A 15,617-nucleotide genomic window follows, 5' to 3' on the forward strand; every position below is an offset into this window, starting at 1 on the left:
TGCTTGAGCCTGCCGCCCTTAAGCAAAATGGCTGTTCAACCTACCATTTGCCTAAGGGCGGTTCTTTGTGTTTGCTGCCTGCCTAATTATTTTCTTCTAGTTATGGCCCAAAAGAATAGAGCAAATGCACTTACACCGGCTCCGAGCCAGCATACTCCGTTCCACCCGGCATGGGCATACATACTGGTTGCGGCAATAGAACCCGCCGAGCTGCCGGTCGAATAAAAGATCATATAAGCGGCGGTGAGACGGCTGCGGGCCTCGGGACGCACGTTGAGAATCATACTCTGATTCGTAACATGTACCGCTTGAACGGCCATGTCCAGGAGAAGTATTCCAGCAACAAGTGCTGTCAGGGAGTGTTTCGTATAGCTGATAGGCAGCCAGGAAAAGAGGAGCAGCACGAGTGCTATTCCGGTTGTGATTTGTCCATATCCGCGGTCGGCCAGCCGTCCGGCGCGGGTTGCCCCTAACGCTCCGGCAACTCCGGCTAAGCCGAACGCTCCGATAGCGGAATGGGAAAGTGACAGCGGAGGCTGGCTGAGCGGTAACACAAGCGAGGTCCACAAGATGCTGAAAGCGGCAAAAATGAATAGGCAAAGCAAGGAGCGGATACGTAAAATCCGCTCTTCTCTATACATGCCCAGTACGGAACGCAGCAGCTGGAAATAGGTCAATGAGGTTGTTCGTTTCTCCTGAGGCATAATCCGCAGCAGCGTTAATGCGGCCGCAAGAATGCAGACTGCGGACAGAAGATAGACCGTGCGCCAGCCTGCCGCGTCCGTCAGCAATCCTGCAGCGGTTCTCGCCAGCAAAATACCAATGACAACCCCGCTGGTTACAATTCCAACCGTACGCCCTCTTTCGGAGGGTGCGGCCAACGTTGCAGCATAAGCAACTAAGGTTTGTGTAACTACGGCCAATAATCCCACGATGGCCAAGCCTCCAAAAAACACGCTGACATTCGGGGCGAAAGAGATCGCCGTTAAAGCCAGCACGGATAAGAACATCTGGCCGGGAATCAGCAGGCGCTTGTTAAGAATATCGCCAAGAGGCACCAGCAGAAAAAGTCCTAATGCATAACAAATCTGTGTAACCGTGATAACAATACCTACGGATGAAGGGGCTATAGCGAATTCCTCGGCGATAACATCCAGCAGCGGCTGGGCGTAATACACGTTTGCAACAGACAGCCCGCAGGCTATGGCGAATAATAAAGTTAGACTACGCGGCATTGAGGCAGGCCGTCCGTCAGTTGCCCCGGGGTTACCTATTCCGGTTCCAGTCCCCGTTCCCGTATTTCCGCTGGTTTGCGGCTTTTGCAGCTTGCCCAAATAGATTCACACACCTCTCATTATAAAATGTACTTTTTAGTATAATATACTGATTAGTACAAAAAGCATGGAATAAAAATACCCCCTTTTATTGATGAAGTCAAGGGAATATCGGGATGGGTTTGACAATTAGACAGCCGAATTATAGAATTCATAATATACTAATTAGTATGATATGGAGGATGAACAATGGTCCGGCTCAGGGAATTTGATGAGGACAAGGTGCTTCATGCGGCGATGCGTGTTTTTTGGGAGAAGGGCTATGAGGCTACTTCAATTAACGATTTGACCTCGGCCATGGCGATTCAGCGGCCCAGTCTTTATTTAGCTTTTGGCGATAAAAAACAGCTGTTTGAAACCACTCTGCGCAAGTACACCCAATGGCACGCGGCGGGGATACGGAAGAAGCTTGAAAGTAATAGCTCTGTCCGGGAGGCCATCCGTGCTTACTTCAAAGGTTTAGTTGACGAGGAGTACGCGGGAGAGGGGAGCCTGGGGTGCTTTTGCATCAATACCATGGTCGAGCTGTCGCCGCATGACGAGAAATTCGAGATTATTACGCGGGAGCATCAGATGTATCTTGCCGTCCTGTTTCAGGAAACGATTGAGCGCGGCATCCGTTCAGGCGAGCTTAATCCAGAGACGAACGCCAAAGCCCTGGCTCAGAGTCTCGTTGTGTCCTTAATCGGAATTACGGTATTGCTGAAGTCCCGGCCCGACCGGATGTTTGTCGATAATGCGGTTGCGGTATCGCTATCCCATTTGTAACCAGCTTCGTTCAGCGGATGCTGTTCCTGTATTTCTCCGGCGGGATTCCTTTCTGCTTTTTGAACATTTGGCTGAAATACGACGGGGAATAGCCGCCCACCTCTGCCGCAATCTCCTGAACAGTCATGGAGGTGTTGGCGAGCAGAATGCTGGCTTCCCGAACACGCCGCTGCATCACATATTCGGACAGGGTGATCCCGGCAGTATCCTTAAACAAATGTGAAATATGATACGGGGACAGGTGCATCGCAGCAGCCAGCGTGTCCAGACTGAAGGGCTCTTTATAGTGTTCGTCCAGCCAGCCGGTAATCCGTTCTACATGCGAACCTCCGCGTGACTGGTTATCGGAATCCCCGGGCAATTCGCCGGACATGTTTTTTTGCAGCAGCCGGATTAACTGGAGCATCAGGAGCCCGGTATTTTCTTCTCTGTCCGCAGCAAAGGTATTGTCGGCATAATGCAATTCCTCCAGCACAGCGGCAACCGGCGTGTTTTGCATGTCATATGCAACCGGACGCTGAAGGCTTCCCCTCCACAGGCTGCGGAAAAACTTCTCCAGTGAAGGAAAAGCCGCAAGATAGCGCTCCAAAAAGCCGGGATCAAAGGTCAGATTGGTCCGGATATACGAATGGCCCCGGGCCGCTGGAACAAGCACACGGTGCAGCTGATAGGGCTGGAACCAGACCAGCGTGTGATCCCGGATCGGATACGTCTGATTCTCCGCCATAATCTCACCGTGGCCGCTATAAATATACAGCAGCTCAATTCCCCTGTGCGCGTGGAAATAGTGGGCTTCCGCATCCTCGTACTTATACTTGTACATAAACAACCCGGGCTCCAGCCCCTGGGGCAGATAATCGTTCCTGTTCATGCAGCGCTCCCTCATCAACCAGTATTTCTTTTAGTATAAGCAGCACTCCGGCAAAAAGAAACCGTTTCATATCTGTGCTTAAGTAACTATACAGCTCCAGGTAACCAAGTGAATATTTACTGGGAAAAATCCGATTAATTATAAATAACCGCGTACTTTTACTAGGAATAGGGGCACTAATGCCCCTGATTTCCGCAAATCCGCTCAGCCGGATTGCGGCGAATCAAAAATTCCATCTAAGTACGCCTCAATATGGCTTCAGAAAGAAGAAGGAACACTGCCACCCGAGTTAAATACGAATACCTTCTGGCACATACTTTGGGTATTTCGGAGACTTCGGGTATTGCCGGCATTCCTGCTGCCCCTCCCCTTACGCCTGCCGTCCGTACCAATATCCCGGAATCCCCTGCTCCAGGCGCAGCAGTGCCTCAAGGAAGAAATAGTCGCCCCAGATCATGAAATCGTCCGGCGAGGAGTTGCCTCTGACCGAATAGGAGCCGTGGCGCAGGAAGCCTTCCTCTTCCGGATTGCCGGCGGTGAAGTAGTTGCTTATCAGCGAGTCCATCGACTGGTTGACCGCTTCACTCAGCAATGTGCGGTCCGGGTCGCCTTCCGGCAGATGGTCCAGCAGCTCAAGCGTACCGCACACAAAGATGGCAGAGGCCGAACTGTCACGCGCTGTGCCTTCCTCCTGCGGGGCATCGAAATCCCAATAGGCGACATGGTCCTCAGGGAGATGCTCAAGGAAGTAGCGGGCCAGCTTCCGCGAGGTTTCGAGGAAACGCTCCTCCCGCGTATAGCGGTAAGCGAGGGCGAAGCCATAGACACCCCAGGCCTGGCCCCGTGTCCAGGTGGAGCCGTCCTGGAAGCCCTGCGCGGTTCCGCCGCGGATGGCATTTCCGTTCTCCTGGTCGAAGTAGAAGGTATGGTAGGAGGAGTCATCTCCCCGGACCAGGAACCGGCGGCTTTTGTCGGCATGAATGGTGGCACATTCAGCATACCTGCGGTCTCCGGTCTGTTCAGCCGCCCAGTAGAGCAGCGGGAGGTTCATCAGGCAGTCGATGATAATCCGGCCGCCGTTGTCGGCGTCACCTTCCGGCCCCCACGCCTGGAACACCTGCGGTGCTGAGCGCCAGCGCTTCATCAGCACATCAGCGGCCTGCAGCGCCAGCAGGCGGGAGGCTTCATCGTTGTCGGTGATCCACCGTGCCTTGGCGGACAGGGAGTAGAGGAAGCCGATGTCATGATGATCCAGATCTTGGCCTGCTTCCATACGCTCGCGGAAGGAATCCACCGTCCGGACCGCTGCATTATAAAGCGCAGGATCTTTGCCGTATTCATAACTCAACCACAAAATACCGGACCAGAAGCCCTCCGTCCAGTTGGTCTGGTCAGTCAGATAGTATTTGCCGTCACCTATACTGACAATTGGAAAGCGGTTACCGAAACGTTCGATGTTAAGATGGGTGGTGGCCAGCGTGTGTTCAATTACAGATTTCCGGTTCATGATGGAATAACCTCCTGATATCGCTGTATTGTTCTTAGCCTCATTATAAATCTGATGTGTTATCGGTTTGTTGTGTACTTATTTAGGTATGTTGCGGTTTGAGTATTGCCGGATTATAGATTGTGAAGAAAATTAAAGTGAAAAATCCCACTATTGCCGCCCAAAGTGGGCTCTATGGTGAGAATAAAGTGAAAAATCCCACTATTGCCACCCAAAGTGGGCTCTGTGGTGAGAATAAAGTGAAAAATCCCACTATTGCCACCCAAAGTGGGCTCTGTGAGGAAATTAAAGTGAAAAATCCCACTATTGCCGCCCAAAGTGGGCTCTGTGGTGAGAATAAAGTGAAAAATCCCACTATAGCCGCCCAAAGTGGGCTCTGTGGTGAGAATAAAGTGAAAAATCCCACTATTGCCGCCCAAAGTGGGCTCTATGGTGAGAATAAAGTGAAAAATCCCACTATAGCCGCCCAAAGTGGGCTCTGTGGTGAGAATAAAGTGAAAAATCCCACTATTGCCGCCCCTTTGGATCACCGCCCTTTTGTTGTGATAAGCTCTCTGTGAGATAATTACTCTACTGCAATGCAGCCTACTATTGAACCGGGAAGGACAGAGCGATGATATTCGGACGATGGCGCGGATTCATGAAAGCCTGGAGAGATTATCCTTATCCGGCAGGGGCAGTAATCGGTAACCGGTATAGGATTGAAATGCTGCTGGGTGAGGGGAGCTACGGGCTTACTTACCGCTGCCGGGATACCCGGGACGGGGCGGTGCTGGCGCTGAAGCAGTCCAGACCAAGCAAGGGAGAGGCCGGACGGAGGATGCTTGGCAGGGAGAGCAGTATTTTGCAGGCGATGGATCACCCTAATATCCCGGGCAGCCGCGATTATTTCCGGTATAAGGGGGAGAACTGGCTGGCCAGTGATTATATTGCCGGAAAAACGCTGGAGGATCTGATCTTCGATGAGCAGGTTGTCTACGGTGAACGGGAATGTCTTGCCGTCACGCTCCGGCTGATGGAGCTGGTGAAGCATGTTCATGCGCGCGGATATGTTCATCTGGATCTGCGGATTCCCAACGTGATTCTCCGGGAGGAGGAGCTGTATCTGATAGATTTCGGCTTGGCCAGAGAAATTGGGGAGACGGACATCCTCCCTCCTGATCCTGAACGGAACCGGGCGTGGAAGTGGAAGTGGCCACCCAAACCGAAGGAAGAGGAACCCCCTTCACCGCCCCTGCCGGAGATTGCCTCTGATCTGTATGATGCCGGGCAGCTGATGCTGTTCATGCTATATTCCGGCTTTAAGCCGGAGCGGGGAGCCGCAGAGCGGCACTGGCGTGAAGAGCTGAGCCTGTCGCCGGGTATGCTGCAGCTGCTGGAGAAGCTGCTCGGAGAGCAGGGGACTTTGGTGTATACGGATACCGGGGATTTTGTCCGGGAGGCGGAAGAATTATATAAGTGTTTAATGTAGCTGCCGCAAGTATCTTTCATTCACAGAGAAGGCGCCTTTACCCATGGGGGTAAGGCGCCTTCTCTGTGAATGTCCCGGGCAATCAGCTGGAGCTGCCGTAACGGTTCTTGTAGTATTTATGCCCGCCGCTTCTCCGGCGGGCGTCGGAAGAAGAATGTCCTTTGTATTTGCGGCTGCTGCTGCTGGAGTGCCTGCTGTATACCGGCCTCCCCTTATGGCTGCTGGAGTATCTGCGGTGCCCGCCTGACTTGGAATGCTCGAGGGAATGCATCACTTTTCCGAGTAGTTTCTTTAGCATCGTATTACCTCCTCATAGTGTTGAGTTCTTAAGCCTGCTGTGGTAATAATCTATATTTACCCGTTAGTACGGCGGTATTCCCTCGGGGTTTCGAAATCATCAATTTAAATTAAAATTCGTGGAAGTTTCTCCCGCTGCTCAATCCAAGGTGTATACCTGTGTACCATCCGATGGCAGTTTGAACAGAGTAAGGCGATATCCTCGACTTTGGTAACCTCATTGTCCTGCAGCTTGGAGACGGGCTTTAGATGATGGGCTTCTATGAAATCTTCGCCTAATTTGCCGTACTTTTCATGGAAGCTGAAGCCGCAGGCCTCGCAGCAGAGTTTACCGTGTTTACTTTTAGCCAGCTCTTTTGCTTTTGCTGTAAGCCGGGGATTTCTTTCCCTGACGATATGAGTGCGCAGAAGCTTTTTCCCTTCAGGGAATCCGATATCATCCTCCGTCAGATCTACAGTCTTGTCTGTCGCTTCATAATCCCGTAGTCCCCAATGACCATTCCCTATTCCATCTACGCTGTAAAAAATATCTCTCCTAACCTCACTATCTTTTCTATGTACCTTTGAATCACTGGAGTAGTACTCGATTGTAGCTCTAATTCTGGCTTTATGCTGCCTCACTGCTTCGGAGTCAGTTTCGCTAGGATCCATCAGCTGTGCATAAAGGTCTCTGTACCGGACATGTCCGCCGAATTCATTCATAACAGCAATAATTTGATCAAGTAACTCGTTGTCTGTCATTTAACAGTCTCCTTACTTATGTATTGTCTTATCAATACCATTGTAAATGGGGCACTAGGGCTGTGGCTACTTTAGAATTGACGGGGAAAAAGACTCAGGTTTATAATATTTTTATAAATGTTAATTAATTAATAAAAATATTAATCTAAATTTGCATTGCAAGGGAGAATAGTGATGAATGAACCTTTGTACCGGGACCCGGTCTATGATGGAGCGACAGATCCGGCAGTAATCTACAACAGGCAGGCGGGGGAATGGTGGATGATCTACACGAGCCGCCGGGCGACAGCTGAAGGCCCCGGTGTCGCCTGGGTGCATGGCAGCGATCTGGGGGTGGCCGCTTCGGGAGACGGAGGTGCAACCTGGACATACCGCGGAGTATTGACGGGACTTGAAATCGAATGGGGCCGCAACACCTTCTGGGCTCCGGAAATTATCTGGCATGACGGCTTATACCACATGTACGTCAGTTACATTCAGGGTGTGCCGGTCGTTTGGGCAGGGCATAAGCGTCATCTGCTGCACTATACCAGTCCGGATCTGCTGAACTGGAGCTACCAGTCCCGTGTGCAGCTCAGCACCGAGTATGTTATTGATGCGTGTGTGCATCAGCTGCCGGACGGCCGTTTCCGGATGTGGTACAAGGATGAAGAGAGCGGCTCCTATACTTATGCTGCTGACAGCGAGGATCTGTACACCTGGAAGAATGCCAGACCTGTATTGACCCATCAGGCCCATGAAGGTCCGAATGTATTCCGGTTCAAGCAGTATTATTGGATGATTATTGATGAGTGGCGGGGACAAGCCGTATACCGCTCAGAGGATTTGGAACATTGGGAGCGGAACGGTCTCATCCTCGGGGAATCCGGCAGCCGGACCGATGATCAGGGATATGGCTTTCATGCGGATGTCGTTGTGCAGAACGGGCAGGCGTATATCTTTTACTTCACTCATCCAGGCCGGTACAGCGGCAGTGAAATCTTATCCACACATGAGAATCAGCGCTCTTCCATTCAGGCTGCGCGGCTCGGGGTGGCTGATGGCGTGCTGATCTGTGACCGGAATGAAAGCTTTGAATTAAAGCTGCTTCCCGAGGAGTAAGCGGCGGAGGGCAACAGGTTCTGCAGGGAACAGATAAGCTGACGGCTGCCAGAAGCACTATATATACAAAATATTAGTCAATGTTCAAGTAGTCTGCGAGACGATATTCAATAGTGTACACAGAGGAGACTGATGATATGGAAGCATCCAATAATCTGAAGATCTATACCCGGCGTAAAGGGGCCGCGCTTGGGGATTTGTACGGGATTTTCTTCGAGGATCTGAACCACGCCGCTGACGGGGGATTATATGCAGAGCTGGTGCAGAACCGTTCGTTTGAATTTGATCCGGTGGACAAGGAGGAATACCATGCCTTGACCGCCTGGGAGAAGGTGGAGCGGGGGGACGGCCGGGCGCAGCTGACGGTAGAGACCGGCAGCCCGCTGCATCCGAACAATCCGCATTATGCGGTAATTACGATTGAGCAGGCCGGTGAAGGTGTCGGACTGAGCAATGCCGGCTTCAACACCGGGATTCCCGTCCGCGAAGGAGAGGCCTACCGGTTCGCGGTGTATGCCCGGCGGAATGCAAGCTTCGACGAGCCGGTTGTCCTGAGCATTGAAGACAGCGCCGGAAAGACTGCCTGCCGTGCGGAAATTACGGTTGCCGGCAGCGAATGGCAGCTGTATCAGGCTGAGCTGACAGCTGAGTTCACGGCCTTTGACTGCCGGCTGGTGCTGCTTACCGGAGGAACAGGCCGGCTTGAGCTGGATCTGGTCTCGCTGTTTCCGGCGGAGACCTTCAACTCCCGCCCGAACGGGCTGCGCCGGGATATCGCCGGGATGCTGGCCGGGCTGAAGCCGAAATTCATGCGTTTCCCCGGAGGCTGCCTCGTCCATGACGGCTCCCTGAATCCGGATGACCGGGATTCGATGTACCGCTGGAAGAATACCCTCGGGGATATCTCCGCACGGCCCCCTAGACGCAATAACTGGCGGTATAATCAGACGCTGGGCCTCGGCTACTATGAATACTTCCAGTTCTGCGAGGATATCGGCGCCAAGCCGATTCCGGTGCTGCCCGGCGGTTATGACCCGCATCATCAGCGGATGGTTCCACTGGACGAGCTGGGTCCCTGGATTCAGGATGCGCTGGATCTGATCGAGTTCGCGCGCGGCGATGCGTCCACGCCGTGGGGCGCGGTCCGGGCCGGGATGGGTCATCCGGAGCCGTTCGGGCTGGAGTATGTGGGCATCGGGAATGAAGAGGTGGGAGAGCCGTTCTTCGAGCGTTATCCGTATTTCCACCGGGCAATCAAAGCGCAGTACCCGGATATCAAGGTGATCAACAGCAGCGGGCCGTTCGCGGCAGGCGGTGAATATGAGCGGGGCTGGGCCTCGGCGCGGGAGCATCAGTCGGATCTTGTTGATGAGCATTTCTACCAGTCACCGGAATGGTTCCTGGCCAATGTGCGGCGTTATGCCGGATTTGATGCTGATGGACCCAAGGTATTCTTGGGGGAATACGCGACCTGGGGGAATACGTACTATAATGCACTGGCCGAAGCGGCCTTCATGACCGGGATGGAGAGAAGTGCCCATGCCGTCGGCCTGGCCTGCTATGCGCCGATGTTATGCAATGTGGATTATGTGAACTGGAAGCCGAATCTGATCTGGTTCAACAATCATGAGGTCTACGGGACGGCCAATTATTATGTCCAGCAGCTGTTCATGCATCACCAGGGCGATTATCTGCTGGAGATGGAAGCCAGCGGCTTCAAGCCCGTAGCGGGCAGAGAGCCGGAACCAATCACCGGAACCCTAATGCTGCAGGCTGACGGGAACCGGGTCTGCTACCGGGACATTGTACTGACTAACCGGGAGACCGGTGAGGTAACGGAGCTGGCGGGTGAAGTCCGCTTAACCGATATGCCGGAAGACCGGGAGAACGGCACGGCCGTGAAGGAGCAGATTATCGGGTTATGCGCTGCCGGCAGTTATACTCTGAAGCTGAAAGCCGTGAAGCTTGCAGGCAGCCGCGGCTTCGGCATCGTATTCGGCCTGCAGGATGAACAGAATAAGCTGCTGTGGGAAATCGGCGGCTGGCAGAATCAGGACACCATCCTCCAGTCGGTAATCAACGGCCGTGGCTCCTGCCTGACGCAAAGCTTGTTCAGCGTCGAAACAGGCAGGGAGTATGAGCTGGTGCTTGAAGTGGACGGCCGGGAGATCAAGGCTTATATCGATGGTACAGAGGTTAATCAGGCTGAAGATAAACAGCCGGCAGCTGAAACGCTCTACTATTCTTCCAGCATAGAAGAAGCTACCGGAGATGTCATTGTCAAAGCGGTCAACGTGCAGGAGACTCCTGTAGTCTCCCGGCTGGAGCTGCCTGATCTGCCGGAAGGTTCCTTGAGCATTGAAGTGCACAGCCTGTCCGGCCATCAGCTGGAAGATGAGAACGGGTTCGCTGAGCCGCAGAAGATCTATCCGCAGGTGAGCGGATTCACGGCCGGAGAGAATGCCTTCACCTATGAATTCCCGCAGCATTCCGTAACGGTATTCCTTATCAGGGCGGAATAATACCTGAAGCATCATACGCAGATCAAACCTAAGCCGGCGGTGTCCTGAACAGGATACCGCCTTTTGTGACTTTAAAAAATTCATAAGATTTGTGTGGCTGCATGGCGCGCTACTCCGCGGCCCTCTTCCGGAACCCGCTCGGCGTGACGTTCAATGCCTGTTTGAAGATTTTGCAGAAATACATGGATGAGTTGAAGCCGCAGGCATTCCCGATCTCCAGAACGGACAGCCTGGAATTCACGAGCAGGCTGCAGGCATGCTGGATCTTGATATTGTTCAGGTATTGAATCAGGGTCATGCCGGTCGCCTCTTTGAAGATATGGCAGAGATAATATTTCGAGATGAAGAACTGCTCGGCGATCTCCTCAATCTTGCTGATCCGGTTATAGTTCTGGTTGATGTACGACAGAATCGGCGCGAAATTAGCGTAAGCCGCCGGCACATGCCCGGCGCTTGGCGTCTGCTTATGCTCATTCATGAGATTCAGAATATCTGCCAGATAGATGAAAATGCGGTTGTCAGGATCACTGACATTCTCCTTGTCCAGCAGCAGGAGCAGCTTCTTCATTCGCGGAAAGGCCTCTTTGCTGATGGAGATCACGCTCTGGTCAAAGCAGCTCAGCAGCTGCCCGATCGACCGTTCTGTAAAATGCAGCCGCAGAAACCGTTCCGTGAAATAAAGGCAGGTCCGGGCACAGGAGTGGTTGCCCCGGCTTTTGTGGAAGGAATTCGGCCTGAATAAGGCGACATCATACATCTTAATGTCATGCAGCGAGTCATTGACCATGAAATGGTGATGGCCCTCCTCCAGAATATACAGCTCATAGGAATTATGGTAATGGAAATTAGGCATCTCGTAGTTGGAGTCATGTTTCCCGTATTCAATGGAGAACAGGGGATGGGACTGGTATAAATCTGCACTCATCGGCACAGCCTCCTTCAATCTATAGCAATATAATATAACAAAATACGAATTAAACAATATAATAAAAGATTATTGCTGTGGAATGCTGTATATTCGAGTTGTTAAATTAAAGATTTATATAAGATGAACTCAAAATGAAAACTTAAAGCTCAGGTGTCACTGCGGTGAACATTCGGACTTCCGGCCGCTGTTGTCCCCAGATTCCTTGATTTAAACCGCTGTTAGCGGTAGAAATCCGGTGACAAAGGCGGTCGCTACCGCTCCTACAGTTCCGAATTTCCCCTCCGATCCTTATTGCTTTGCGTTAGTTAATTTAAGTAAATCTTATATACAGGAGGGGAAGCAGTTGGAGGAACATACATTATTTAAGCGGGGCAGCACAGTACGCATCTACTTGGCGGAAACGGAGAACAGCGCGGTACTTATAGCGGTTAACAATCTGATCCGGGATATTGCTGCGGTATGCGGCTCTGCGGCAGAGATTTCACGGGAGATCGGTCTGTGCAGCGTTGTGATCGGGACTGTGGACAATGACAATGCCGGGCTGGCAGATGTGCTGAACAGCAGGAATGTGCCGCTCGACAGGCTGCAGGCTGAAGGCGCTTACCGCTGGGAGGGGTATCTCCATCAGCTGGCGGACGGTGTACTGTATATAGCCGGGACGGACAGAAGGGGAACGATTTACGGAATCTATGATTTATGCGGACAGCTCGGCGTCTCCCCCTGGTATTACTGGGGCGATGTTCCGGTTAAGCTGAAGGATTCCTTCAGCCTTCCGGCGGATTATGCCAAGGCAGACTGGCCGTCTGTGAAATACCGGGGGATCTTCATTAATGATGAAGAGGAGCTGAATGACTGGGCCAGACTGCATACGGCTGACGGTACAATCGGACCTGAGGCTTATGAGCGGATATTCGAGCTGCTGCTCCGCCTGAAGGGCAACTATATCTGGCCGGCGATGCATGTGAATTTCTTCAACGGCAATCTCCGGAACGGGGCACTCGCTGAACAGATGGGGGTTGTCGTCGGGACTTCCCACTGTGATATGCTGCTGCGGAGCAATCAGAATGAATGGGAGCCGTGGATTAAGAGCAAGGGATATACGGATGCAGTTTACGATTACTCCATTGAAGGACGGAACCGCGAAATTCTGCGTGAGTACTGGCAGGAAAGCGTGGAGTTGAACAAAGACTATGAGGTTAGCTATACGATGGGCATGCGCGGAATTCACGACTCCGGCTTCCACACACAGGCGATTGATGCCGACGAAGCCTTGAGTGCGGAGGAGAAGACCGCAGCCAAGGTCCGGCTGCTTGGTGAGATTATTCAGGACCAGCGGAAGATTCTTCAGGATGTGCTCGGCGAGGTCCGGGCCGGTGAAGTGCTGCAGACATTTGTTCCTTACAAAGAAGTACTGGACCTGTACAATCTCGGCCTTGAAGTGCCGGAGGATGTTACCTTAATCTGGGCGAATGACAACTTCGGGCATATGCGCCGTTATCCCGATGCGGCAGAGCGGGAGCGCAGCGGCGGCAACGGGCTGTATTATCACTCCTCTTACTGGGCGCACGGGGGAACAGCGATGAGTTATCTGTTCATCAATTCGATCCCGCTCGCGCACACGGGCAATGAATTGAAGAAGTCGTATGAATCCGGGATACAGAAGATTTGGGTACAAAATATCGGCGGACTCAAGCCGCTGGAGCAGGATATGGAATTCTTCCTGCGTTACGGGTGGGAGGCCGGCCAAGCGGAAGGCCTCACTAAAGACACACGGAAATTCAGCGAGCACTGGATCAACATGAATTTCTCCGGCAATCACGGCGCCGAAGCGGCTGAATTATATGAAACCTTCGCCCAGGTTACGAATGTGCGGAAGATTGAGCATATGAACTCGGATGTATTCTCGCAGACGGTGCTCGGCGATGAGGCCGGACGCAGGCTGATGCTGCTTGAGGATATTTTCCGCCGGGGCAATGCCATCCTGTACAGCCTGCCGGAAGCGGAGCGGGCGGCCTTCTTCCAGCTGTTCCTGATGAAGATTCATGCCTCTTACTATACCAATCATGAATTCTACTATGCTGACAGAAGCACACTCTCTTATGCGCGGGGGAACATGCAGGCGGCAGACAAGTATGCGGAGCTGTCTGCCGCCATGCTGGACTACAAGCGGAGCATGCTGCATTTCTATAACCGCATCATGAGCGGCGGCAAATGGGAGGGCATGCTTACGCCGGAGAGCTTCCCGCCGCCGCCGACCGCGATGTATCCGGCCAGCAAGCCGGCACTCAGCATCACCGGAAGCGGCGCCCGGGTAGATCTGTGGAACAATGCCGATAGCCTCAGCTTCTCGGCATACGGCCGGTCGCAGAAGTGGATGGAGCTGGGGAATCAAGGCGCAGGCAGCTTCCCGTATTTCATTGAAGTCAGGGAAGGCGCGGACTGGATTACCGTATCTGAAACTGAAGGCATCATTCAAGAGGAGCAGCGGATACTGGTCTCGGTAGCAGACCCGGTGCAGCAGGCCGGCCGGCAGGGGCTTATCGTCGTCCATGACCGGCGGGACGGCAGTGAATATCCTGTGAAGGTGCAGGTGGAGCAGGCTGCAGAACTTCCCGCAGGAAATCCCGGCTACCTCGAAGCCGACGGGTATATTTCCATCCCGGCTGACGGGTATGACCGCAGCGTCTTCCATGAAGCCGGGCAGTACGGCTGGGTAACGGTGCCGGGCATAGGCCGGCATGAGGGAGCAGCGGTAATGGCCTGGCATTCCGGGCTTAAGCCGCTTGAGACTGTGCCGGGGGAGAATCCATATCTGGAATACGGGCTGTATTTACAGCATAGCGGCAGCTTCAAGCTGGAGATCCACCGCTTCCTTACCTTGAATTCCACCGGCCGGATCCGTTTCGCTATCGGCATGGATGAGGCGGAGCCGGTGCTTGTAGAATCGGATACCCGGGATGAATGGACCGGCAGCTGGCAGGAAGCCGTCTTTAGTAACGGCGAGACCTTGACCGTGCAGCTGCCGTTCCTGTCCGCAGGCCGGCATGTCCTGAGGCTCTACATGGTTGACCCTTATGTGACCTTAACGAAGTTCGTACTGTATACAACTGCAGAGAGCGGCGGAAATCTGGGACCGGTGTACAGCAGACGGAATTATACCTCCGCTGCCGGATACGGGCTTGAGGCTCCGGATGTGCAGTGGGACAGGCTTGAACAGCTGTGCAGCAGCTGGTATACGGCCAGCCCCGGCGAGGCTCCGCTTCCGGATGTGCTGTATGCAGACGAGGAGTTCTTCAAGACGACGGATCAGATCTTCAATAAGGTCCGGAGCATGCCGCAAGCGGCCCTTGGAGAACGCCGTTATGCAAGTCTCCGGGCAGCAGACGGGACCAAGAATTGGCTTGCAGCCTTCGGCTCCGGCAGCTTTACAGAAGAGAGCGGCGTACTGGCGATTGAGGCGGAATATGCCCTGGAGAATTCAGCCGATGCGTATCTTACGCCAGGCGCGGACGGCAGCGGCCTTAGCTGGAGCCATCTGCAGGCGCAAACGAACGGCAGGACAGGGCTGGCTATGCATGTAGCCCCGCCGGGGATACAGTGGGATGATCCGCAGCAGGCTCCGGCGATGCATTACGGGCTGAATATCAGTACACCGGGAGTCTACCGGGTCTGGATGCTGCTCCGGCATTATAACGATAAGTCGGACTCCTGCTATCTGGCACTTGACGGTCAAGTGCAGCTGTTAGCAGAGCAGCTCGGTAAGGGCACGCTGCATACGTACAATACTGCGTATGTATATTACTGGTGCCTGATCTCCGAGCTGGAGATCACTGCAGGCAGGCATATCTTCTCTGTGCTCGCGAGGAAGTCGCAGCTGCGGATCGACCGCATCTACCTGACCACCGGCGGGGAGCTGCCGCCGGCGGATGCCCAGTGGAAGGATTCACTTAGAGCATAGTTAAGAATGAATAAAGTAAGCTTAGGCACAATGGAATAAGGTATCTGCAAGAGGCCCTCTGCGAATTTCCGGCAGAGGGCCTCTTCAGCATTTCAATATGGAAATTCTATCCTTACCGG

Annotated in this window: 12 protein-coding genes; 6 read left to right on the top strand and 6 right to left on the bottom strand. The window is 53.3% G+C overall.

What is annotated here, in order from left to right:
- Nucleotides 1-86: 86 nt before the first annotated feature.
- Nucleotides 87-1,235, bottom strand: coding sequence for an MFS transporter (locus LOS79_RS01810; protein WP_315421926.1), 1,149 nt, complete (start codon nucleotides 1,233-1,235; stop codon nucleotides 87-89).
- Between the two features lie 288 nt (nucleotides 1,236-1,523).
- On the opposite strand from LOS79_RS01810, the gene LOS79_RS01815 reads away from it, so the two are divergent.
- On the top strand, nucleotides 1,524-2,102 hold the full coding sequence (locus LOS79_RS01815; protein ID WP_315415848.1) for a TetR/AcrR family transcriptional regulator: 579 nt from the start codon (nucleotides 1,524-1,526) through the stop codon (nucleotides 2,100-2,102).
- A gap of 10 nt (nucleotides 2,103-2,112) precedes the next feature.
- Here the strand turns inward: LOS79_RS01815 and LOS79_RS01820 are convergent, their stop codons facing one another.
- Both LOS79_RS01820 and LOS79_RS01825 read right to left on the bottom strand, forming a co-directional pair.
- Nucleotides 2,113-2,973: a helix-turn-helix transcriptional regulator gene (locus tag LOS79_RS01820; RefSeq protein ID WP_315415849.1), complete on the bottom strand. Its 861-nt coding sequence runs from the start codon at nucleotides 2,971-2,973 to the stop codon at nucleotides 2,113-2,115.
- 370 nt (nucleotides 2,974-3,343) lie between these two features.
- Entirely contained in the window at nucleotides 3,344-4,480 is a 1,137-nt protein-coding gene (locus LOS79_RS01825) for a glycoside hydrolase family 88 protein (protein ID WP_315415851.1), read from the bottom strand.
- Nucleotides 4,481-4,602: 122 nt separating this feature from the next.
- Between LOS79_RS01825 and LOS79_RS01830 the strand changes: the two genes are divergently transcribed.
- Nucleotides 4,603-5,040 (top strand): hypothetical protein, encoded by a 438-nt coding sequence (locus tag LOS79_RS01830; protein WP_315415852.1) that lies wholly within the window; start codon nucleotides 4,603-4,605, stop codon nucleotides 5,038-5,040.
- 80 nt (nucleotides 5,041-5,120) lie between these two features.
- Nucleotides 5,121-5,951 carry a serine/threonine protein kinase gene (locus tag LOS79_RS01835; protein ID WP_315415853.1) on the top strand — a complete coding sequence of 277 codons (831 nt, stop codon included), beginning with the start codon at nucleotides 5,121-5,123 and terminating at the stop codon, nucleotides 5,949-5,951.
- Between the two features lie 82 nt (nucleotides 5,952-6,033).
- Here the strand turns inward: LOS79_RS01835 and LOS79_RS01840 are convergent, their stop codons facing one another.
- Complete coding sequence (locus LOS79_RS01840; RefSeq protein ID WP_315415854.1) at nucleotides 6,034-6,249, bottom strand: hypothetical protein; 216 nt, start codon at nucleotides 6,247-6,249, stop codon at nucleotides 6,034-6,036.
- 104 nt (nucleotides 6,250-6,353) lie between these two features.
- Entirely contained in the window at nucleotides 6,354-6,989 is a 636-nt protein-coding gene (locus LOS79_RS01845) for an HNH endonuclease (RefSeq protein ID WP_315415855.1), read from the bottom strand.
- A 174-nt stretch (nucleotides 6,990-7,163) separates the two neighbouring features.
- Here LOS79_RS01845 and LOS79_RS01850 point away from each other — a divergent pair, with 174 nt between their 5' ends.
- Nucleotides 7,164-8,090: a glycoside hydrolase family protein gene (locus tag LOS79_RS01850; RefSeq protein ID WP_315415856.1), complete on the top strand. Its 927-nt coding sequence runs from the start codon at nucleotides 7,164-7,166 to the stop codon at nucleotides 8,088-8,090.
- 137 nt (nucleotides 8,091-8,227) lie between these two features.
- On the top strand, nucleotides 8,228-10,612 hold the full coding sequence (locus tag LOS79_RS01855; RefSeq protein WP_315415857.1) for an alpha-L-arabinofuranosidase C-terminal domain-containing protein: 2,385 nt from the start codon (nucleotides 8,228-8,230) through the stop codon (nucleotides 10,610-10,612).
- A gap of 109 nt (nucleotides 10,613-10,721) precedes the next feature.
- On the opposite strand, the gene LOS79_RS01860 is transcribed toward LOS79_RS01855, so the two are convergent.
- A complete protein-coding gene (locus tag LOS79_RS01860) occupies nucleotides 10,722-11,537 on the bottom strand; it encodes a helix-turn-helix transcriptional regulator (RefSeq protein ID WP_315415859.1) in 816 nt (271 codons plus the stop codon).
- A 346-nt stretch (nucleotides 11,538-11,883) separates the two neighbouring features.
- Here LOS79_RS01860 and LOS79_RS01865 point away from each other — a divergent pair, with 346 nt between their 5' ends.
- A complete protein-coding gene (locus LOS79_RS01865; RefSeq protein WP_315415860.1) occupies nucleotides 11,884-15,498 on the top strand; it encodes a glycosyl hydrolase 115 family protein in 3,615 nt (1,204 codons plus the stop codon).
- Nucleotides 15,499-15,617 lie beyond the last annotated feature (119 nt).

It is taken from the genome of Paenibacillus sp. MMS20-IR301 (assembly GCF_032302195.1).
Taxonomy (GTDB): Bacteria; Bacillota; Bacilli; order Paenibacillales; family Paenibacillaceae; genus Paenibacillus_AQ.

Bases quoted from the DNA above. Each gene is read 5' to 3' on its own strand.
- LOS79_RS01810 (WP_315421926.1), bottom strand. From the start codon at position 1,235: ATGCCGCGTAGTCTAACTTTATTATTCGCCATAGCCTGCGGGCTGTCT.
- LOS79_RS01860 (WP_315415859.1), bottom strand. From the start codon at position 11,537: ATGAGTGCAGATTTATACCAGTCCCATCCCCTGTTCTCCATTGAATAC.
- LOS79_RS01845 (WP_315415855.1), bottom strand. From the start codon at position 6,989: ATGACAGACAACGAGTTACTTGATCAAATTATTGCTGTTATGAATGAA.
- LOS79_RS01850 (WP_315415856.1), top strand. From the start codon at position 7,164: ATGAATGAACCTTTGTACCGGGACCCGGTCTATGATGGAGCGACAGAT.
- LOS79_RS01855 (WP_315415857.1), top strand. From the start codon at position 8,228: ATGGAAGCATCCAATAATCTGAAGATCTATACCCGGCGTAAAGGGGCC.
- LOS79_RS01840 (WP_315415854.1), bottom strand. From the start codon at position 6,249: ATGCTAAAGAAACTACTCGGAAAAGTGATGCATTCCCTCGAGCATTCC.
- LOS79_RS01835 (WP_315415853.1), top strand. From the start codon at position 5,121: ATGAAAGCCTGGAGAGATTATCCTTATCCGGCAGGGGCAGTAATCGGT.
- LOS79_RS01820 (WP_315415849.1), bottom strand. From the start codon at position 2,973: ATGAACAGGAACGATTATCTGCCCCAGGGGCTGGAGCCCGGGTTGTTT.
- LOS79_RS01815 (WP_315415848.1), top strand. From the start codon at position 1,524: ATGGTCCGGCTCAGGGAATTTGATGAGGACAAGGTGCTTCATGCGGCG.
- LOS79_RS01825 (WP_315415851.1), bottom strand. From the start codon at position 4,480: ATGAACCGGAAATCTGTAATTGAACACACGCTGGCCACCACCCATCTT.